16 protein-coding genes are annotated in these 15461 nt (G+C 67.1%); 6 read left to right on the plus strand and 10 right to left on the minus strand.

Translation table 11 applies throughout. From position 1 onward, the window contains the following. Positions 1-26: 26 nt before the first annotated feature. Entirely contained in the window at positions 27-608 is a 582-nt protein-coding gene (locus tag OK015_RS21020; RefSeq protein WP_268125887.1) for a metallopeptidase, read from the plus strand. 6 nt (positions 609-614) lie between these two features. On the opposite strand, the gene OK015_RS21025 is transcribed toward OK015_RS21020, so the two are convergent. Both OK015_RS21025 and lepA read right to left on the minus strand, forming a co-directional pair. Next, positions 615-1343: a sensor domain-containing protein gene (locus tag OK015_RS21025; RefSeq protein ID WP_268125888.1), complete on the minus strand. Its 729-nt coding sequence runs from the start codon at positions 1341-1343 to the stop codon at positions 615-617. Further along, positions 1340-3250: a translation elongation factor 4 gene (gene lepA / locus OK015_RS21030; RefSeq protein ID WP_268125889.1), complete on the minus strand. Its 1911-nt coding sequence runs from the start codon at positions 3248-3250 to the stop codon at positions 1340-1342. Before lepA ends, OK015_RS21025 begins: the two co-directional genes overlap by 4 nt. A gap of 63 nt (positions 3251-3313) precedes the next feature. Between lepA and OK015_RS21035 the strand changes: the two genes are divergently transcribed. Then, positions 3314-3916: a type II toxin-antitoxin system PemK/MazF family toxin gene (locus OK015_RS21035; protein WP_268125890.1), complete on the plus strand. Its 603-nt coding sequence runs from the start codon at positions 3314-3316 to the stop codon at positions 3914-3916. Between the two features lie 104 nt (positions 3917-4020). On the opposite strand, the gene OK015_RS21040 is transcribed toward OK015_RS21035, so the two are convergent. Then, on the minus strand, positions 4021-4449 hold the full coding sequence (locus tag OK015_RS21040) for a CBS domain-containing protein (RefSeq protein WP_268125891.1): 429 nt from the start codon (positions 4447-4449) through the stop codon (positions 4021-4023). After that, on the minus strand, positions 4449-4649 hold the full coding sequence (locus OK015_RS21045; protein WP_268125892.1) for a hypothetical protein: 201 nt from the start codon (positions 4647-4649) through the stop codon (positions 4449-4451). Before OK015_RS21045 ends, OK015_RS21040 begins: the two co-directional genes overlap by 1 nt. Here OK015_RS21045 and OK015_RS21050 point away from each other — a divergent pair. Next, positions 4648-5490: a ribonuclease Z gene (locus OK015_RS21050; RefSeq protein ID WP_268125893.1), complete on the plus strand. Its 843-nt coding sequence runs from the start codon at positions 4648-4650 to the stop codon at positions 5488-5490. The genes OK015_RS21045 and OK015_RS21050 overlap by 2 nt on opposite strands. A gap of 23 nt (positions 5491-5513) precedes the next feature. On the opposite strand, the gene OK015_RS21055 is transcribed toward OK015_RS21050, so the two are convergent. From OK015_RS21055 to OK015_RS21065, 3 genes are read right to left on the minus strand one after another with little or no spacing between them, the layout of a single operon-like run. Continuing rightward, on the minus strand, positions 5514-6353 hold the full coding sequence (locus tag OK015_RS21055; RefSeq protein WP_268125894.1) for a transglutaminase family protein: 840 nt from the start codon (positions 6351-6353) through the stop codon (positions 5514-5516). Next, positions 6353-7327 carry an alpha-E domain-containing protein gene (locus tag OK015_RS21060; RefSeq protein WP_268125895.1) on the minus strand — a complete coding sequence of 325 codons (975 nt, stop codon included), beginning with the start codon at positions 7325-7327 and terminating at the stop codon, positions 6353-6355. Before OK015_RS21060 ends, OK015_RS21055 begins: the two co-directional genes overlap by 1 nt. 17 nt (positions 7328-7344) lie before the next feature. Continuing rightward, positions 7345-9054, minus strand: coding sequence for a circularly permuted type 2 ATP-grasp protein (locus tag OK015_RS21065; RefSeq protein ID WP_268132956.1), 1710 nt, complete (start codon positions 9052-9054; stop codon positions 7345-7347). Between the two features lie 146 nt (positions 9055-9200). Here OK015_RS21065 and rpsT point away from each other — a divergent pair, with 146 nt between their 5' ends. Next, the gene (gene rpsT, locus OK015_RS21070; RefSeq protein ID WP_268125896.1) at positions 9201-9461 is read left to right on the plus strand and encodes a 30S ribosomal protein S20; all 261 of its coding nucleotides are present in this window, start codon (positions 9201-9203) and stop codon (positions 9459-9461) included. A gap of 16 nt (positions 9462-9477) precedes the next feature. On the opposite strand, the gene holA is transcribed toward rpsT, so the two are convergent. The 3 genes from holA to OK015_RS21085 are packed head-to-tail and all read right to left on the minus strand — an operon-like array spanning position 9478 to position 12903. After that, the gene (gene holA / locus OK015_RS21075) at positions 9478-10428 is read right to left on the minus strand and encodes a DNA polymerase III subunit delta (RefSeq protein ID WP_268132958.1); all 951 of its coding nucleotides are present in this window, start codon (positions 10426-10428) and stop codon (positions 9478-9480) included. Between the two features lie 14 nt (positions 10429-10442). After that, positions 10443-12005 carry a ComEC/Rec2 family competence protein gene (locus OK015_RS21080; protein WP_268132960.1) on the minus strand — a complete coding sequence of 521 codons (1563 nt, stop codon included), beginning with the start codon at positions 12003-12005 and terminating at the stop codon, positions 10443-10445. A gap of 46 nt (positions 12006-12051) precedes the next feature. Then, on the minus strand, positions 12052-12903 hold the full coding sequence (locus OK015_RS21085; RefSeq protein ID WP_268125897.1) for a ComEA family DNA-binding protein: 852 nt from the start codon (positions 12901-12903) through the stop codon (positions 12052-12054). A 195-nt stretch (positions 12904-13098) separates the two neighbouring features. Between OK015_RS21085 and OK015_RS21090 the strand changes: the two genes are divergently transcribed. Together OK015_RS21090 and OK015_RS21095 are read left to right on the plus strand one after the other, a co-directional pair. Next, positions 13099-14259: an acyl-CoA dehydrogenase family protein gene (locus OK015_RS21090; protein ID WP_268125898.1), complete on the plus strand. Its 1161-nt coding sequence runs from the start codon at positions 13099-13101 to the stop codon at positions 14257-14259. A gap of 7 nt (positions 14260-14266) precedes the next feature. After that, positions 14267-15373 (plus strand): acyl-CoA dehydrogenase family protein, encoded by a 1107-nt coding sequence (locus OK015_RS21095; protein ID WP_268125899.1) that lies wholly within the window; start codon positions 14267-14269, stop codon positions 15371-15373. Positions 15374-15461 lie beyond the last annotated feature (88 nt).

A 15461-nucleotide genomic window follows, 5' to 3' on the forward strand; every position in this document is an offset into this window, starting at 1 on the left:
CACTGCAGGACAATTCACTCGACACGATGAGCGAGGCGATGAGAACAGCAACACGAACCGTGGTATTGGTGTGCGCGGCGATCGCGTGGCTGGCCGGGTGCGGCCACAGCGGCGACTCGACCGCGACGTCAACCTCAACCAAGCCGCATTCCAACTGGACCCGTCCGGACGCACCACCCGACCCGCAGACCTTGCTGCACGCCGGATCCGTTGCGCTGGCGGCGGTTCCGAACGGCAAGCTGACGTTGATCAGATCCCAAGACACGGGATCATGGCGGATCCTGGTGGCCACTGTCGACGGGGTGAACCAGTCCATGGACGTGTCGTCCGACGGTGTGACCCTGATGATCGGGCCGACCCCGACGAACGAAAGTGACGCCGACAAGACCCAAACCCGCGCTCGCGTACAGGCCGCGCGGGTCGACTACCGTGCGGCGGCGGAGAAAATTCTGGCGAGCATCGCGGGCGCCTCGATCAGCGAGCTGAGCCTCGGCGACAGCAACGGCACCACCGTATGGCAAGCCGTTGCCTGGGACCGCTACATCGTCGAGCACCGGGTCACCATCGATGCGGTATCCGGCGACGTGATCGCCAACAAGCAGGTGTGAGCGCCGTCAGCTCAGCGAGAGCCTGTCCATCATGGCGTGCGCGATGTCGACGGCGCTGGTGTTGATATCCCCGGTCCCCCGGGCCGCCGGGTTGTCGTTACCGAAGAACCGCACCGCGACCTCCACCAAGTAATTGCCCCGTACGCCGAGGGCGCGGGCAACCGGCGTCGACGCCAGAATCGAGTGCTCGTGTGGGTGCACCAACAGGCTCGCGGCGACCACCGAATCCGCGACGTGTACGTCGGAGACGACGGTTCTCGCGGAGGTAACCGAGTGCGCGGTCAGCGTCGTGCCATCGCATCCTCGCCACTGCCCGGAAAAAGTCGCGAACGCACCGGCGGCGTCCTTGGACGACCGGAACGAGATCACGCCCTCGCCAACGTCATCCACCTTCACGGACTGACCGTCGTTCGTCCACATCGCGTCGGCAACGTCCTGCACCGGGACGGACTGATAGACGATCTTCTGCATCATGAACGCGACGCCGATGCACTCCGGCGGCGTGGCGTCTTCCCAAGCGGTTCCGAACTTTTCGCGGCCGCCGTAGGACGGCGGGAAGAGTGGGGCGCTCTTGAACGGCTGGGCAAGCAGCTTGGCCAGCGTAGCGCCATCGAGCAGGACTCGCATGATGGGCGGAACCGGTGCCGGAACTGCGGTGCCGCCGATCGTCGAGGTGCACCCGGTGGCCAGCAGCACGGCCGCCAACGGCGCCACGGTGGACCACCGGCTCGTCATTTCTTGGCTTTGTCCCCTGCGGAATCGGTGGACAGCGCGGCGACAAACGCCTCTTGCGGAACATCCACGCGCCCAATGGTTTTCATCCGCTTCTTGCCTTCCTTCTGCTTTTCCAGAAGTTTGCGTTTGCGGGTGATGTCTCCCCCATAGCATTTGGAGAGAACGTCCTTGCGGATCGCGCGGATATTCTCGCGCGCAATGATTTTCGACCCGATGGCCGCCTGCACCGGCACCTCGAACTGCTGGCGCGGGATCAGTTCCTTGAGCTTGGTGGTCATCTTGTTGCCGTAGGCGAACGCCGAATCCTTGTGCACGATCGCGCTGAACGCGTCGACGGCCTCGCCCTGCAACAGGATATCCACCTTGACCAGTTGCGCCGCCTGTTCGCCGGCCTCCTCGTAGTCCAAGCTGGCGTAGCCGCGGGTGCGCGACTTCAGCGAGTCGAAGAAGTCGAAGATGATCTCGCCGAGCGGCATTGTGTAGCGCAGCTCGACTCGCTCCGGTGACAGGTAGTCCATGCCGCCGAGCTCGCCGCGGCGTGACTGGCACAGCTCCATGATGGTGCCGATGAACTCGCTGGGAGCGATGACGGTGGTCTTGACCACTGGCTCGTAAACCTCGCGGACCTTGCCCTCGGGCCAGTCCGACGGATTGGTCACCACGATCTCGCTGTCGTCCTCTTTGACCACCCGGTACACGACGTTGGGCGACGTCGAGATCAGGTCCAGGTCGAATTCCCGCTCCAGCCGTTCCCGAGTGATCTCCATGTGCAGCAAGCCCAGGAAGCCGCACCGGAATCCGAAGCCCAGCGCAACCGAGGTTTCCGGCTCGTAGGTCAGCGCCGCGTCGTTGAGTTGCAGCCTTTCCAGCGCGTCGCGCAGGTCCGGGTAGTCCGAACCGTCCACGGGATACAGTCCGGAATAGACCATCGGTTTGGGTTCGCGGTAACCGGTGAGCGGCTCCTTGGCGCCGTGGCGAGCCGTCGTGACGGTGTCACCGACCTTGGACTGGCGAACGTCCTTCACCCCGGTGATCAGGTAGCCCACCTCGCCCACACCCAGGCCGACGCTGGGCTTGGGTTCGGGCGAGACGATGCCGACCTCGAGCAGTTCGTGGACGGTGCCGGTGGACATCATCAGGATGCGCTCGCGGGGCGAGATCTTGCCGTCCACCACGCGGACGTAGGTGACCACGCCGCGATAGATGTCGTAGACCGAGTCGAAGATCATCGCGCGAGCGGGCGCGTCGGCATCGCCTTGCGGCGCCGGCACCTCGCGCACCACGTGGTCGAGCAAGTCGGCCACGCCCGCCCCGGTCTTGCCGGACACGCGGAGCACGTCGCCGGGTTCGCAGCCGATGATGTGCGCGATCTCACCCGCGTAGCGGTCCGGGTCGGCGGCCGGCAGGTCGATCTTGTTGAGCACCGGGATGATGTGCAGGTCACGGTCCAGCGCCAGGTACAGGTTGGCCAGCGTCTGCGCCTCGATGCCCTGCGCCGCGTCGACCAGCAGCACCGCACCCTCGCAGGCCTCCAGCGCGCGGGAAACCTCGTAGGTGAAGTCGACGTGGCCCGGGGTGTCGATCAGGTGCAGAACGTACTCTTCGTCACCGATTTTCCAGGGCAGCCGGACGTTCTGCGCCTTGATGGTGATGCCGCGCTCGCGCTCGATATCCATCCGGTCCAGGTACTGCGCACGCATGTCCCGGTCTGCGACGACGCCGGTGAGCTGAAGCATCCGATCGGCCAGCGTGGACTTGCCATGATCGATGTGAGCGATGATGCAGAAGTTCCTGATCTGCGCCGGCGCCGTAAATGTCTTGTCGGCGAAACTGCTGATGGGGATCTCCTGGCTAGTGCTGTTGTCGCTGCTTGACCGGCGGTTCGCGGGTACGTCCAGGGTATCCATGCGTGCTGGTCTGGACACACTCGGACACAGTCGCCGCCCACTGCCGACGTCTATGCTGCGACTATGGCCCCTGCCCGGAAATCGCAGTGGAAGACCTTCCAGCGGTTTGCCCAGAACGCGGTGGTCTACGGGATTCCCCGGCTCGTCCAGCACGTGCAGACCGCGCAGGCCGTCATGCGGGAAATCGAACAGGTCGTGAAAACCACCGCCAGCGCGCGAGGCGCCGACGGCGAGTCGGGATCGGCATCGATCACCGAGGGCCGGCCGGTGACCGACGCCAGCTTCCCCACCGCGCAGCGGGCCCGCAAGGTGGTCTATGCGCCGGATCTCGACGGCCGGGCCGACCCCGGCGAGATCGTCTGGACGTGGGTGGTCTACGAGGACGATCCCACCCGCGGCAAGGACCGCCCGGTCCTCGTCGTCGGCCGCGACCGCGGCGTCCTGCTCGGCCTCATGCTGTCCAGCCAGGAGCACTACGCCTCCGACCCGGACTGGGTCGGGATCGGCGCCGGCGACTGGGATTACGAGGGCCGGCAAAGCTGGGTGCGGCTGGATCGGGTGCTCGACGTACCCGAGGAAGGTATTCGCCGCGAGGGCGCGATCCTGGAACGCGAGATCTTCGACGTGGTGGCCGCCCGCCTGCGCTCCGACTACGCCTGGCGCTAGCTTCTGCTGCGCCGCGACATCGACGTCAGCGCGACGACACGCCGTAGCCGTCATCGATAACGTCGATTTCGACGGTCGCGGCGCGGACCGTGATCGCCGGGCGATCAGCCTTGCGTGATGTAGGACTGCAGCTGCTGCTGTTCGGCCTCGAGCTCTTCCATCCGCGTCTTCACCACGTCACCGATGCTGACGATGCCGATCAGCTTCTTGCCGTCGAGCACGGGCACGTGGCGCACCCGGTTCGTGGTCATCAGCACGCTGATCTCATCGACGGTGTCAGACTTCGCGCAGGTGGCAACCGTCGCGGTCATGATCTTGGCGACCGGGCGGGTGAGCATGCTGGGGCCATGCGCGTGCAGTTGGCGCACGACGTCGCGCTCGGACACGATGCCGACCACTCCCTCGTCACCGACCACCACCATGGCACCGATGTTTTGCTCGGCGAGGCCGGCGAGCAGTTCCCGGACCGTCGCCTCGGGATTGATCGTCGTGACCGCCGCACCCTTGTTACGCAAAACGTCCGCTATCCGCATCAAGCCTCCAGCTGGTTGTGATCTGCTTCACACCAGGCTACGGCTAAGTCGAGCGGCGGGAAAGGCAACACGAAAACCGGCAGCCGGTCACCCACCGATACTCGCCGGTCCGGGGTCACCAGCGCGGATGCCACCGGCACATCGCTGGGATCCGCCGAACGGGCCACGACGCGCCGACGGGTCTTGAAGGATAGGGCCATGATCGAGATCACCCTGCTGGGAACCGGCGGTCCCATCCCCGACCCGAACCGCGCGGGACCGGCGACGCTGGTGCGGGCCGGCGGCCAGGTGTTCCTGGTGGACTGCGGGCGCGGCGTCCTTCAGCGTGCGGCGGCCGTCGGCGTGGGCGCCGCCGGCTTGTCGGCGCTGCTGCTCACTCATCTGCACAGCGACCACATCGGCGATCTCGGCGACCTGCTGATCACGCGTTGGATCACCACGTTCACCCCCGATCCCGCGCCGTTCCCGATCATCGGGCCGCCAGGCACCGCGGAGACGGTCGAGGCCACGCTGAAGGCGTTCGGCCACGACATCGGTTACCGGATCGCCCATCACGACGACCTGAACACGCCACCGCTGATCGAGGTGCACGAACACACCGAGGGCCCGGTGTGGGACCGCGACGGCGTCTCGATTCGGGTGGCGCCCACCGACCACCGGCCGGTGGCACCGACCATCGGGTTCCGGGTCGACTCCGACGGCGCCTCGGTGGTGCTGGCCGGCGACACGGTCCCGTGCGCCGGCCTGGACGAGTTGGCGGCCGGGGCAGGTGCGTTGGTACACACCGTGATCCGCAAGGACATCGTCACTCAGATCCCGCAGCAGCGGCTGCAGGACATCTGCGACTACCACTCGTCGGTCGAACAAGCCGCGGCGACCGCGGCCCGCGCCGGGGTCGACACGTTGGTCATGACCCACTATGTGCCGGCGCTGGTACCCGGCCAGGAAGAACAGTGGCGGACCCTGGCCGCCTCGGGATTCGGCGGGCGGATCGAACTCGGCGACGACTTGCATCGGGTCGAAGTAAAGCCGCGGCCATAGCTTTTTCGGCCGCAACGGTGTCGCTAGGCCAGTCGGGTGACCTCCACGACCACATCGAGATCGGTCGCGCCCTGCCCCGAGTAGATGCCCTTCAGCGGGGCCACATCGGTGTAGTCGCGGCCGACGCCCACGCTGATGTATTGCTCGGTGATCTCGGTGTCGTTGGTGGGGTCGTAGTTCCACCAGCCACCGGTCCAGGCCTGTACCCACGCGTGACTTCGGCCGTCCACGGTGTCCCCGATGACGGCGTCGCGCTTGGGATGCAGGTAGCCGGACACGTAGCGGGCCGGAATTCCCATGTCGCGCAACAGCATTAGCGAAAGGTGGACAAAATCCTGGCAGACACCCTTGCCGTCCTTCAGGGCATCGAGCCCGGAGGACCGGACCCCGGTGGTTCCCGGGAGGTAGTCCAGCTCTTCGTGCACCCAGCTCGCCGCGGCGATGACGGCTTCCTGCGGCTCATGGCTTTTGACGATCCTCCTGCCGATGGATCGAAGGCGCTTGCTTACCGGCGTGTACTCCGTGGGCTGGAGCAATTCGTCGAACCGATCAATCACGGCCGCGGACTGCAGGTCGCTCCAGCTGACATCCTTCGCGGCCGGCTCTGGCTGCTCGGTCTCGACGACCGACGAGGACGTCACCGTCAGATCGGTGTGCGGTGCGTGCAAGTCGAACGCCGTGACGGCGGTGCCCCAGTAGTCGATGTAGCGGTAGGACCGGGTTGCCGGAATCGTTTCGACACGGTTGAGGATCACGTTTTGCCGCGTGTCGGAACTCGGGGTCAGCCGGGCCTCATTATAGGAGGCGGTCACCGGCGACTGGTAGGCAAACCCGGTCGTGTGCACCACGCGCAGCCGCCACATCAGGTATCTCCGTTCCGCACGACCAGGCCGGTATGACCGGCATCCGACCACGCCACCCACGGCGTGACATGGAAGTACTGCAGCGACAACGCATCTCCGACATCTCGGCAGGTCGTCTGCAAGCCGTCCAGACGAGTCTCCAGAGTGTCGAGCAACACCCCCGGTGGCAGGAACTCCAGTTCGCTGCGGGCCTGCCCAAGCAGGCGCTGCGCTTCGGCGGTGGCCCCCACCCGGCTCGTCGGGTCACGCACCAACTCGTCGATGCTTTCTTCGGCCAGCTTCAGCGAATAGAAGACCGATCGCGGGAAGAGCCGATCGAGCATCATGAACTCGACCACCCGGCCCGCGTCCAACACCCCGCGATAGGTGCGCAAATAAGTATCGTGGGCACCGGCCGAACGCAGTAGTGTCACCCAGGCCGGGGAAGACGCGCTGTCCCCCACCCGAGACAGCAAGAGCCGCACCGTCATGTCCACGCGCTCGATCGCACGGCCTAACAACATGAATCGGTAGCCGTCGTCCCGCGACAGGGTCGAGTCGGCCAGCCCGGCGAACATCGCGGCCCTGCCTTCGATGAAAGACAGAAACTCATGTGGCCCAAGGCGTTTGGCGGCGCGTTCACGTTCGGGCAGGGCATTGTAAGTGGTGTTGAGGCACTCCCAGATTTCGATGGACGTCACTTCGCGCGCCGACTTGGCGTTTTCGCGCGCCGCCGTGATCGCGTCGACGATCGAGCAGCCGCCCTTGTCGTGGGTGCTGTAGGCGACCAGATCGGTCAACGACCAGACATCCAAGTCGTGATCCGGGGGCTCGATGCCGAGCACTCGCAGCAGCAGCCGCGATGCCTGGTCGGGATCGACGCTGGAGTCCTCCAGCAATTGATGCAACGCCACATCCAGAATGCGCGCGGTGTCATCAGCCCGCTCTACGTAGCGGCCAATCCAGTAGAGCGCCTCGGCATTTCGGGCCAACATCAGCGGACCGTCCTCTGCTATTGCTGCTGTTTTTGCTTTTGCTTTTGCTTTTGCTTGTGCGGGGATTTCTCCTCGTGCGGGTGCTCACCGTGCGACGGCTGATGCTGTGTCGACCCCGGCGAGTCGTCGGCCTCCGGGTCCGACTTGGATTTCGGCAACGACCGGACGACCTCGGCGGCGCCCAGCTCACGGTCGGCGGCCGACGCCCGCGGCACCAGCACCCAGGTGTCCTTGGAGCCACCACCCTGGCTGGAGTTGACCACCCGCGAGCCCTCGACCAGGGCCACCCGGCTCAGTCCACCCGGTAGCACCCACACCTCGTTGCCGTCGTTGACCGCGAACGGCCGTAGGTCCACATAACGCGGTGCGAGTGTGTTGCCGATCTGCGTCGGCACGGTCGACAGCTCCATCATCGGCTGGGCAATCCAGCTCCGAGGGTCGTCGCGAATCTTCTTGCTGACGGCCGCCAGTTCTTTCTCGGAGGCTTCCGGACCGAAGACGATGCCGTAGCCGCCCGATCCCTCGACGGGCTTGATGACCAACTCGCCGACCCGGTCGAGCACCTCCTCGCGTTCGTCGTCCAACCAGCAGCGGAAGGTATCGACGTTGGCCAGCAGCGGCTTCTCGCCCAGGTAGTACTCGATCATCGTCGGCACATAGGTGTAGACCAGCTTGTCGTCGCCGACGCCGTTGCCGATCGCGCTGGAGATCACGACATTGCCGGCGCGGGCGGCGTTGACCAAACCGGCCACCCCCAGCACCGAGTCGGCGCGGAACTGCAGCGGATCGAGGTAGATGTCGTCGATGCGCCGGTAGATGACGTCGACCTGGCGCTCACCCTCGGTGGTGCGCATGTACACCTGGTTGTCGCGGCAGAACAGGTCGCGTCCCTCGACGAGTTCGACACCCATCTGCCGGGCGAGCAGCGAATGCTCGAAGTACGCCGAGTTGTAGACACCGGGGGTCAGCACCACCACGGTCGGGTCGGCCTCGTTGGTGGCCGCGGAGTTGCGCAACGCCCGCAGCAGGTGCGAGGCGTAGTCGTCGACGGCACGCACCCGGTGGGTGGCGAACAGGTTCGGGAAGACCCGCGCCATCGTGCGCCGGTTCTCCATCACGTACGACACGCCCGAGGGTGAGCGCAGGTTGTCCTCGAGAACCCGCCAGGTGCCTTTCTCATCGCGGATCAAGTCGATGCCGGCGACGTGGATGCGGACGCCGTTGGGCGGGACGATACCCACGGCCTGGCGGTGAAAGTGCTCGCAGGAGGTGACCAAGCGACGCGGGATGACCCCGTCGTTCAGGATCTCCTGATCCCCGTAGATGTCGTCGAGGTACATCTCGAGGGCTCTGACACGTTGCACGATGCCGCGCTCGAGCCGGTTCCACTCGGCCGCCGAAATCACCCGCGGCACCAGGTCCAGCGGAAAGGGCCGCTCCTGGCCCGACAGGGAAAACGTGATGCCCTGGTCGATGAACGCACGGGCCAGCGCTTCGGCGCGGGCCCGCAGGTCCGACGCGTCCGACGGCGCGAGTTCGGCATAGATGCCCTTGTACAAGGCACGGACGTTGCCCTGGGCATCGAACATTTCATCGAAGGCCATCGCGTAGACGTCGGACGTGTTGTACCCGCCGAAGATGCGCTCGGAGCGCGCCTGCGCCCGTGCCGCGCCGCGCGAACCCCGCCGGGCCTTTTCAACCTGGTTCGGAAGACTCACTTTTAGGATGCTGCCTCACATTGCGGTTATGGCAGGCCACGAGTTCCCGTTTTGGGAGAAAACGTAACCGACTGCTAACCTGAGCAGTCGCAATAGGGTGTGGGGCGCCCCCGAAACGACACCGCAAATACCTAATCGACGAAGGACAGTTCCGCGTGGCCAACATCAAGTCGCAGCAGAAGCGCATCAAGACCAACGAGAGCGCCCGTCTGCGCAACAAGTCGGTGAAATCCTCGCTGCGCACCGCCGTGCGCGCACTCCGCGAGGCTGTTGAGGCCGGCGACAAGGAAAAGGCCACGGAGTTGTTGGTGTCCACCAACCGCAAGCTGGACAAGGCTGCCACCAAGGGCGTCATCCACAAGAACCAGGCCGCCAACAAGAAGTCGGCGCTGGCGCGGTCCCTCAACAAGATCTGAGCCCGGGCGTCCCTATTCAGCGGCTCCGATCGGCCACCAGCTCGGCCACCTCTCGCACCGCGGATTCCAGCGCATAATCGGCGTCCGCGGCCGCTCCCTTCACATTGGCGTTGAGTTGCGCCACCACTCTCATCGCGGTTGCCACACTGTCGCGTGACCAGCGCCGGGCCTGCTTCTGCGCTTTCTGCACCCGCCAGGGTGGCATCCCCAACTGCCCGGCCAGGCGATACGGGTCGCCGGAGAGCGGACCCACCCGGCCGATCGTGTGGATGGCTTCGGCCAGCGCGTCGGCCAGCACCACCAGCGGCTCGCCGCGCATCATTGCCCACCGCAGCGCCTCGGTCGCCCCCGCGACATCGCCGGCCACGGCCTTGTCCGCGATATCGAAGCCCTTCACCTCCGCTTTGCCGCTGTGATAGCGGCGGACCGCGGCCTCGTCCACCACACCGCCGGTGTCGGCGACCAGCTGCGAGCAGGCTGAGGCCAGCTCACGCACGTCGGAGCCGACCGCATCCAGCAAGGCGGTGACGGTCTCCTCGTCGACCTTGACTCGGAGCGCGCGAAACTCCCTGCGGATGAAGTCCACGCGTTCGCTCAACTTGGTGATCCGTCCGCAGGGATGCACCTGGGCGCCGAGCGACTTCAGCTGGTCGGCCAGCGCCTTGGCGCGCCCGCCGCCGGAGTGCACCACCACCAATATCGTGCCCGCCGGTAGGTCGGCGGCGGCCGCAGCGACCATAGCGACCGTGTCCTTGCCCGCTTCGGCCGCGGCCTCGAGCACGACGACGCGTTCCTCGGCGAACAGCGATGGGCTCAGCAGCTCGGCGAGCTCGTAGGTACCGACGTCGCCGGCCCGCATCCGATTCACCGGAACGTCGTCGGTGCCGGCGCGTTTGCGCGCCGCGCGCAGCACGTCGGCCACGGCCCGTTCGACCAGCAGATCCTCGTCTCCCAGGACCAAGTGCAACGGCGAAGCCTCGCTCACCCCACGATGGTGTCACGAAGGGCCGACCAGTCCGCTCTGGGATCCAGCAGCTCCGACGCCGACCAGGCCAGCACGCACACCACCGCGACCAGGCCGGCTGCCCGGGCCGACGCGCGGAACCAGGGGTGCCGCCACAGCAGCAGGGCCAGCGCAAGCAGCAGGGCCGTGGCACAGCCGACCAGCAGCACACCGGCGAGACCGTCGGGTACCGGCACCGTCGCGGCGGGCACGCCGGCCGCAAGGTGCGCCACCTTCGATACCCACCACACTTCCGGTCCGGTGAAACGCATCAGCAGCTGCGCGCCGGGCGGCCACGGCACGCACAAAACGGCCGCCGCGCTGCCCAGCACCGTGATCGGTGCGATGACGGGCGCCGCGGCCAGGTTGGCCGCCACGGCCACCAGGCTGAACCGACCCGAGATCCCGGCGACCAGTGGCGCGGTCACCACCTGCGCGGCCAACGCAACCGCGAGTCCATCCGCCAGCGGCTTGGGGCAGCCTCTGGCGGCCAGGCGCCGCGACCAGACCGGCGCGACGGCGACCAGCGCGCCGGTCGCCAGCACCGACAGCGCGAAGCCGGCATCGACAGCCAGCTGGGGTGCGACGGCGAGCAATATCAGTACCGCGGCCGACAGCGCCGGAATCGCTTGCCGCCGACGTGAAGTCAGCATCCCTGCCAGCGCGATGGCACCCATCACGGCCGCTCGCAACACACTCGCCGTCGGCTGGACGACGATCACGAAGGCCAGCAGTGCCACACCGGCGAGCAGCACGGCCGCCCGCGGGCCGATCAGCCGGGCGGAGAACAGCACCGCCGCGCACACGATCGTGACGTTGGCTCCCGATACGGCCGTCAGATGCGTCATTCCGGCCGCACGGAATTCACGGCCGGTGTCGGCGGAGACCGCCGAGGTGTCACCGAGGACCAAAGCCGGCAACATCGCCGCCTGCCCGGCGGGCAGAACTTCACGCGCGGTGGCGGCGAACCTGCCGCGCACCGCGTGTGCGGCACGTTGCACCGCACCGGCCCGTCCCAGCGCGGGCCGACCCGCCGCGTTGAGCACCGCGACCGTCAGGTCGTGGCGAGCGGGACGGCTGATGCGCGCGGAAAACCGCACCGGCTGGCCCACCGTCACGTCGAAGTCCGATGCCCGCGCGAAAACGGTTACCCGGCCGGATATCTCGTCATCACGCAGCCGCTGCAGCGTGGCTCGAAACATCAGCCGTCCGGAACCCAACGACAGCGCACTCTCGCTGGGCGTCACCGTCACCGGGGCAACCGACCCGAATGCCGCGGTGATCGGGTGGCGAGCCACGGCGTCGGCGCGCAGTGCGATCGCGAATCCAAATCCCGCGCCGACCACACCGATGGCCGCCAGGCCGGCACTCACGGCCCGCAGCCCGGGGTTTCGGCCGGCCCGGCGCCATGCGTAGCCGGCCAGCGTCCCGGCCGCGACGACCAACGCCACGCAGCACCAGGCCAGCACCCGGCCGACCGGCCACACGATGCCGGAGGCGGTGACGGTCCAGCCGGTGAGTGCCGCGGGGACCAGCCGCACATCGACCTGGGCGAGCACCGCGGGAACTCGCGGCGGCGCGATGGTGTCAGACACGGACCAGCGCGCGCAGTTTGTCCAGCCGCGATGGCCCGATGCCGTCGACGTCGGCGAGCTGGTCGACGCTGGTGAACTTGCCGTTGGCCTGCCGCCACGCGATGATCGCGGCGGCGGTGACCGGCCCGACTCCGGGCAGCGCGTCCAGCTGCTCCACCGTCGCGGTATTGAGGTCGACCACCTCGGCCGCCTTCGGCCTCCCGGATCCCTGGACCGACCCCGTCGGCGCCGGCGTCTTGGTTCCCGGGGCCGAGCCGCCGGTCACCGAGCTGCCCAGCGCAGCGGGCTGCCCCGCCACGGGGGCCAGCCCGACCACGATCTGTTCGCCGTCACCAAGCGGACGGGCCATGTTCAGTCCGATGGTGTCAGCGCCGTCCACCGCTCCCCCGGCGGCCTGCACGGCATCGGCAACCCGCGCGCCGGGCGTCAGCGTGAACAGGCCGGGCTTGTGCACCAGTCCCACCACGCTGACCACCACCGGGCGGTCCGGACCGGGACTCGCCGAGGACTTGGGGCTTGCCGTGGACGCCTTCTCGACCGGCGGCAGTTTCGCCGACATCACCGGCGCGGGCTGGTCGCGGATCAGCGTGAATATCGTGATCAGCACCGCCAGGGCGGCCACCACCGCCAATGCGATCGCACCGGCGCGACCCGGATCGGCACGCATCCGGGCCAGCCAGCCTCCGCCCTCGGAAGCGTCGGGAACCCAGCGCGGGAGCAACGAGTTCTGATCCTCATCCGGTGCGTCCGCGTCGGCTTGCGAGTTCGGATTGTCAGCGGGATTGACATCCGGGTCGGCGCCGAGCCGTCGGTGCAGTCGCTCGGCGGGAAGTTCTGTTCGCATGCGCCGACGGTAGGTGCACCGGCCGCCATCACGGTCGCGACCGACGGCACCTCGACCGCCGGCTGTGGATTAACCGGAGGCTGTGCACAGATACAGCAGCGGATGGGTCAAGATGGAACTCGGAGCGCACGACCGGACGCAACGCCCAACGTCGGAAAGCGGTCGCCACGCTCAACACCAGGCGAAGGAGTCTGCATGCAACTGGCGCTCACACCGGAGGAAGCCGCGTTCCGCGACGAACTCCGCACCATCTTCACCACCAAGATTCCCCAGGAGATGCGCGACCGGGTACGCGCGGGCTCGGCGGAAGTGGTGCACGACGACGTGGTCACCAGCCACAAGATCCTGCACGAGCACGGTCTGGCGGTGCCGGGCTGGCCGGTCGAGTGGGGCGGCAAGGACTGGACACCCACCCAGCACCAGATCTGGGCCGACGAGCTGCAACTGGCCTGCGTCCCGGAGCCGCTGAACTTCAACACCAAAATGGTGGGCCCGGTGATCGCCGAATTCGGCTCGGAGGAAATCAAACAACGCTTCCTGCCCCCGACGGCCAGCCTCGACATCTGGTGGTGCCAGGGATTTTCCGAGCCCGAGGCCGGTTCGGACCTGGCATCGCTGCGGACCACCGCGGTCCGCGACGGCGACAGCTACGTCGTCAACGGCCAGAAGACCTGGACCACGCTCGGCCAGTACGCCGACTGGATCTTCTGCCTGGTTCGCACCGACCCGCAGGCGCCCAAGCGCCAGGCCGGAATCTCGTTTCTGCTCTTCGACATGAAGACACCTGGCATCACGGTGCGTCCCATCAAGACGATCGACGGCGGCCACGAAGTCAACGAGTTGTTCTTCTCCGACGTCCGGGTGCCCGCCAACCAGCTTGTCGGAGAAGAGAATCAGGGCTGGACATACGCGAAATTCCTACTGGGCAACGAACGCACCGGCATCGCCGGTGTGGGGCGGACCAAAGTGCGCCTCGCCGAGGTGAAGAGATTCGCCGCGGAAACCGGGGTGCTCGACGATCCGCTGTTCGCGGCCCGGCTGGCCGAGGCCGAAAACGAGGTGCTGGCACTGGAACTCACCCAGGCGCGGGTGGTTACCGATTCCGCGGACGGGCAGCCCAACCCGGCTTCGTCGGTGCTCAAGCTGCGCGGCAGCCAGTTGCAGCAGGTGGCCACCGAGCTGCTGGTTGAGGTGGCCGGCCCTGACGCGCTGCCCGTCGACGGGGAAGGCATCTCGTCCCCGGACTGGGCACAAGGCAGTGCGCCGCGCTACCTCAACTACCGCAAGACGTCGATCTATGGCGGCAGTAGCGAAGTGCAGCGCAACATCATCGCGTCCACCATTCTCGGATTGTGAGGCAGCCATGGACTTTCAGTTGAGCGACGAGCAGAACCTACTGCGCAACACGACCCGCGACCTGCTGTCCCGCAGCTATGACCCGGAGAGCCGCAACAAGGTCATCGGCTCCGATCTGGGGTGGAGCCGCGAAGTGTGGAGTCAGCTCGCCGACACCGGGATTCTCGGCCTGGGCTTCGATCCGGACGAGGCCGGCCAGATCGAGATCATGGTCGTGCTCACCGAGGTCGGTCGCCGGTTGGCTCCCGAACCGATCCTGCACGCCGCATTGGCGCCCGGCGCGCTGATCGCCGAGCTGGGCACCGACGCCCAGAAAGAACAGCTCGACGACGTCGCGGCGGGCCAACGGCTGCTGGCCTTCGCCCACGTGGAGCCGGGTCAGCGCCAACCGACCGCAACTGTTACGACTCAGGCTGCGCGGCAAGGTGATTCATGGACGCTGACCGGACGCAAGAACCCGGTGCTCGCCGGCGACTGCGCCGATGCGTTGGTGGTCAGCGCCGCGCTGCCGGACGGCGGCACCGGCCTGTTCCTGGTCGACGCGACGTCCGTCACCCGTCATCCGTACCGAACCTTCGACGGACAGCGGGGCGCGCAGGTCGATCTGGACGGCGCAACCGCCGAACCTCTGGGCGAAGCGGTCGACGCGTCAGGCGCCATCCGCGACGTCGTCGTTCGCATCCAGTCGGCGTTGTGCGCCGAAGCGGTCGGGGCGATGGAGGAGGCGCTCCGGTTGACCACCGACTACCTCAAGACCCGCAAGCAGTTCGGCGTCACGCTCAACAAGTTCCAGGCGCTCACCCAGCGGGCCGCCGACATGTACGTGTCGTTGGAGCTGGCACGCAGCATGAGCCTCTACGCCGCGATGTCGGTCGCCGACGGCAACCTCGACCCGCTGATCGCGTCGCGGGCCAAGGTGCAGATCGGCCGGTCGGGCCGGCACATTGCGCAGGAGTCCATCCAGCTGCACGGTGGCATCGGCGTCACCGCGGAATACCCGGTCAGCCACTACGCGGCCCGGCTCACGGCGATCGAGCACACCCTGGGCACTTCCGGTGATCACCTGCACAACCTGATCGACCACCTCGGCAACTACGACTTGGCCAGGCTCTAGCTGGTCGCTCCGGTCGTGCGTACGGGGCGTTGACTGTGCGTCCAGGGCAGCGACACGCCGATCGAGTCCGACCCGCACCGCGCAGTCG

This window comes from Mycobacterium sp. Aquia_216 (genome assembly GCF_026723865.1).
Lineage (GTDB): Bacteria > Actinomycetota > Actinomycetes > Mycobacteriales > Mycobacteriaceae > Mycobacterium.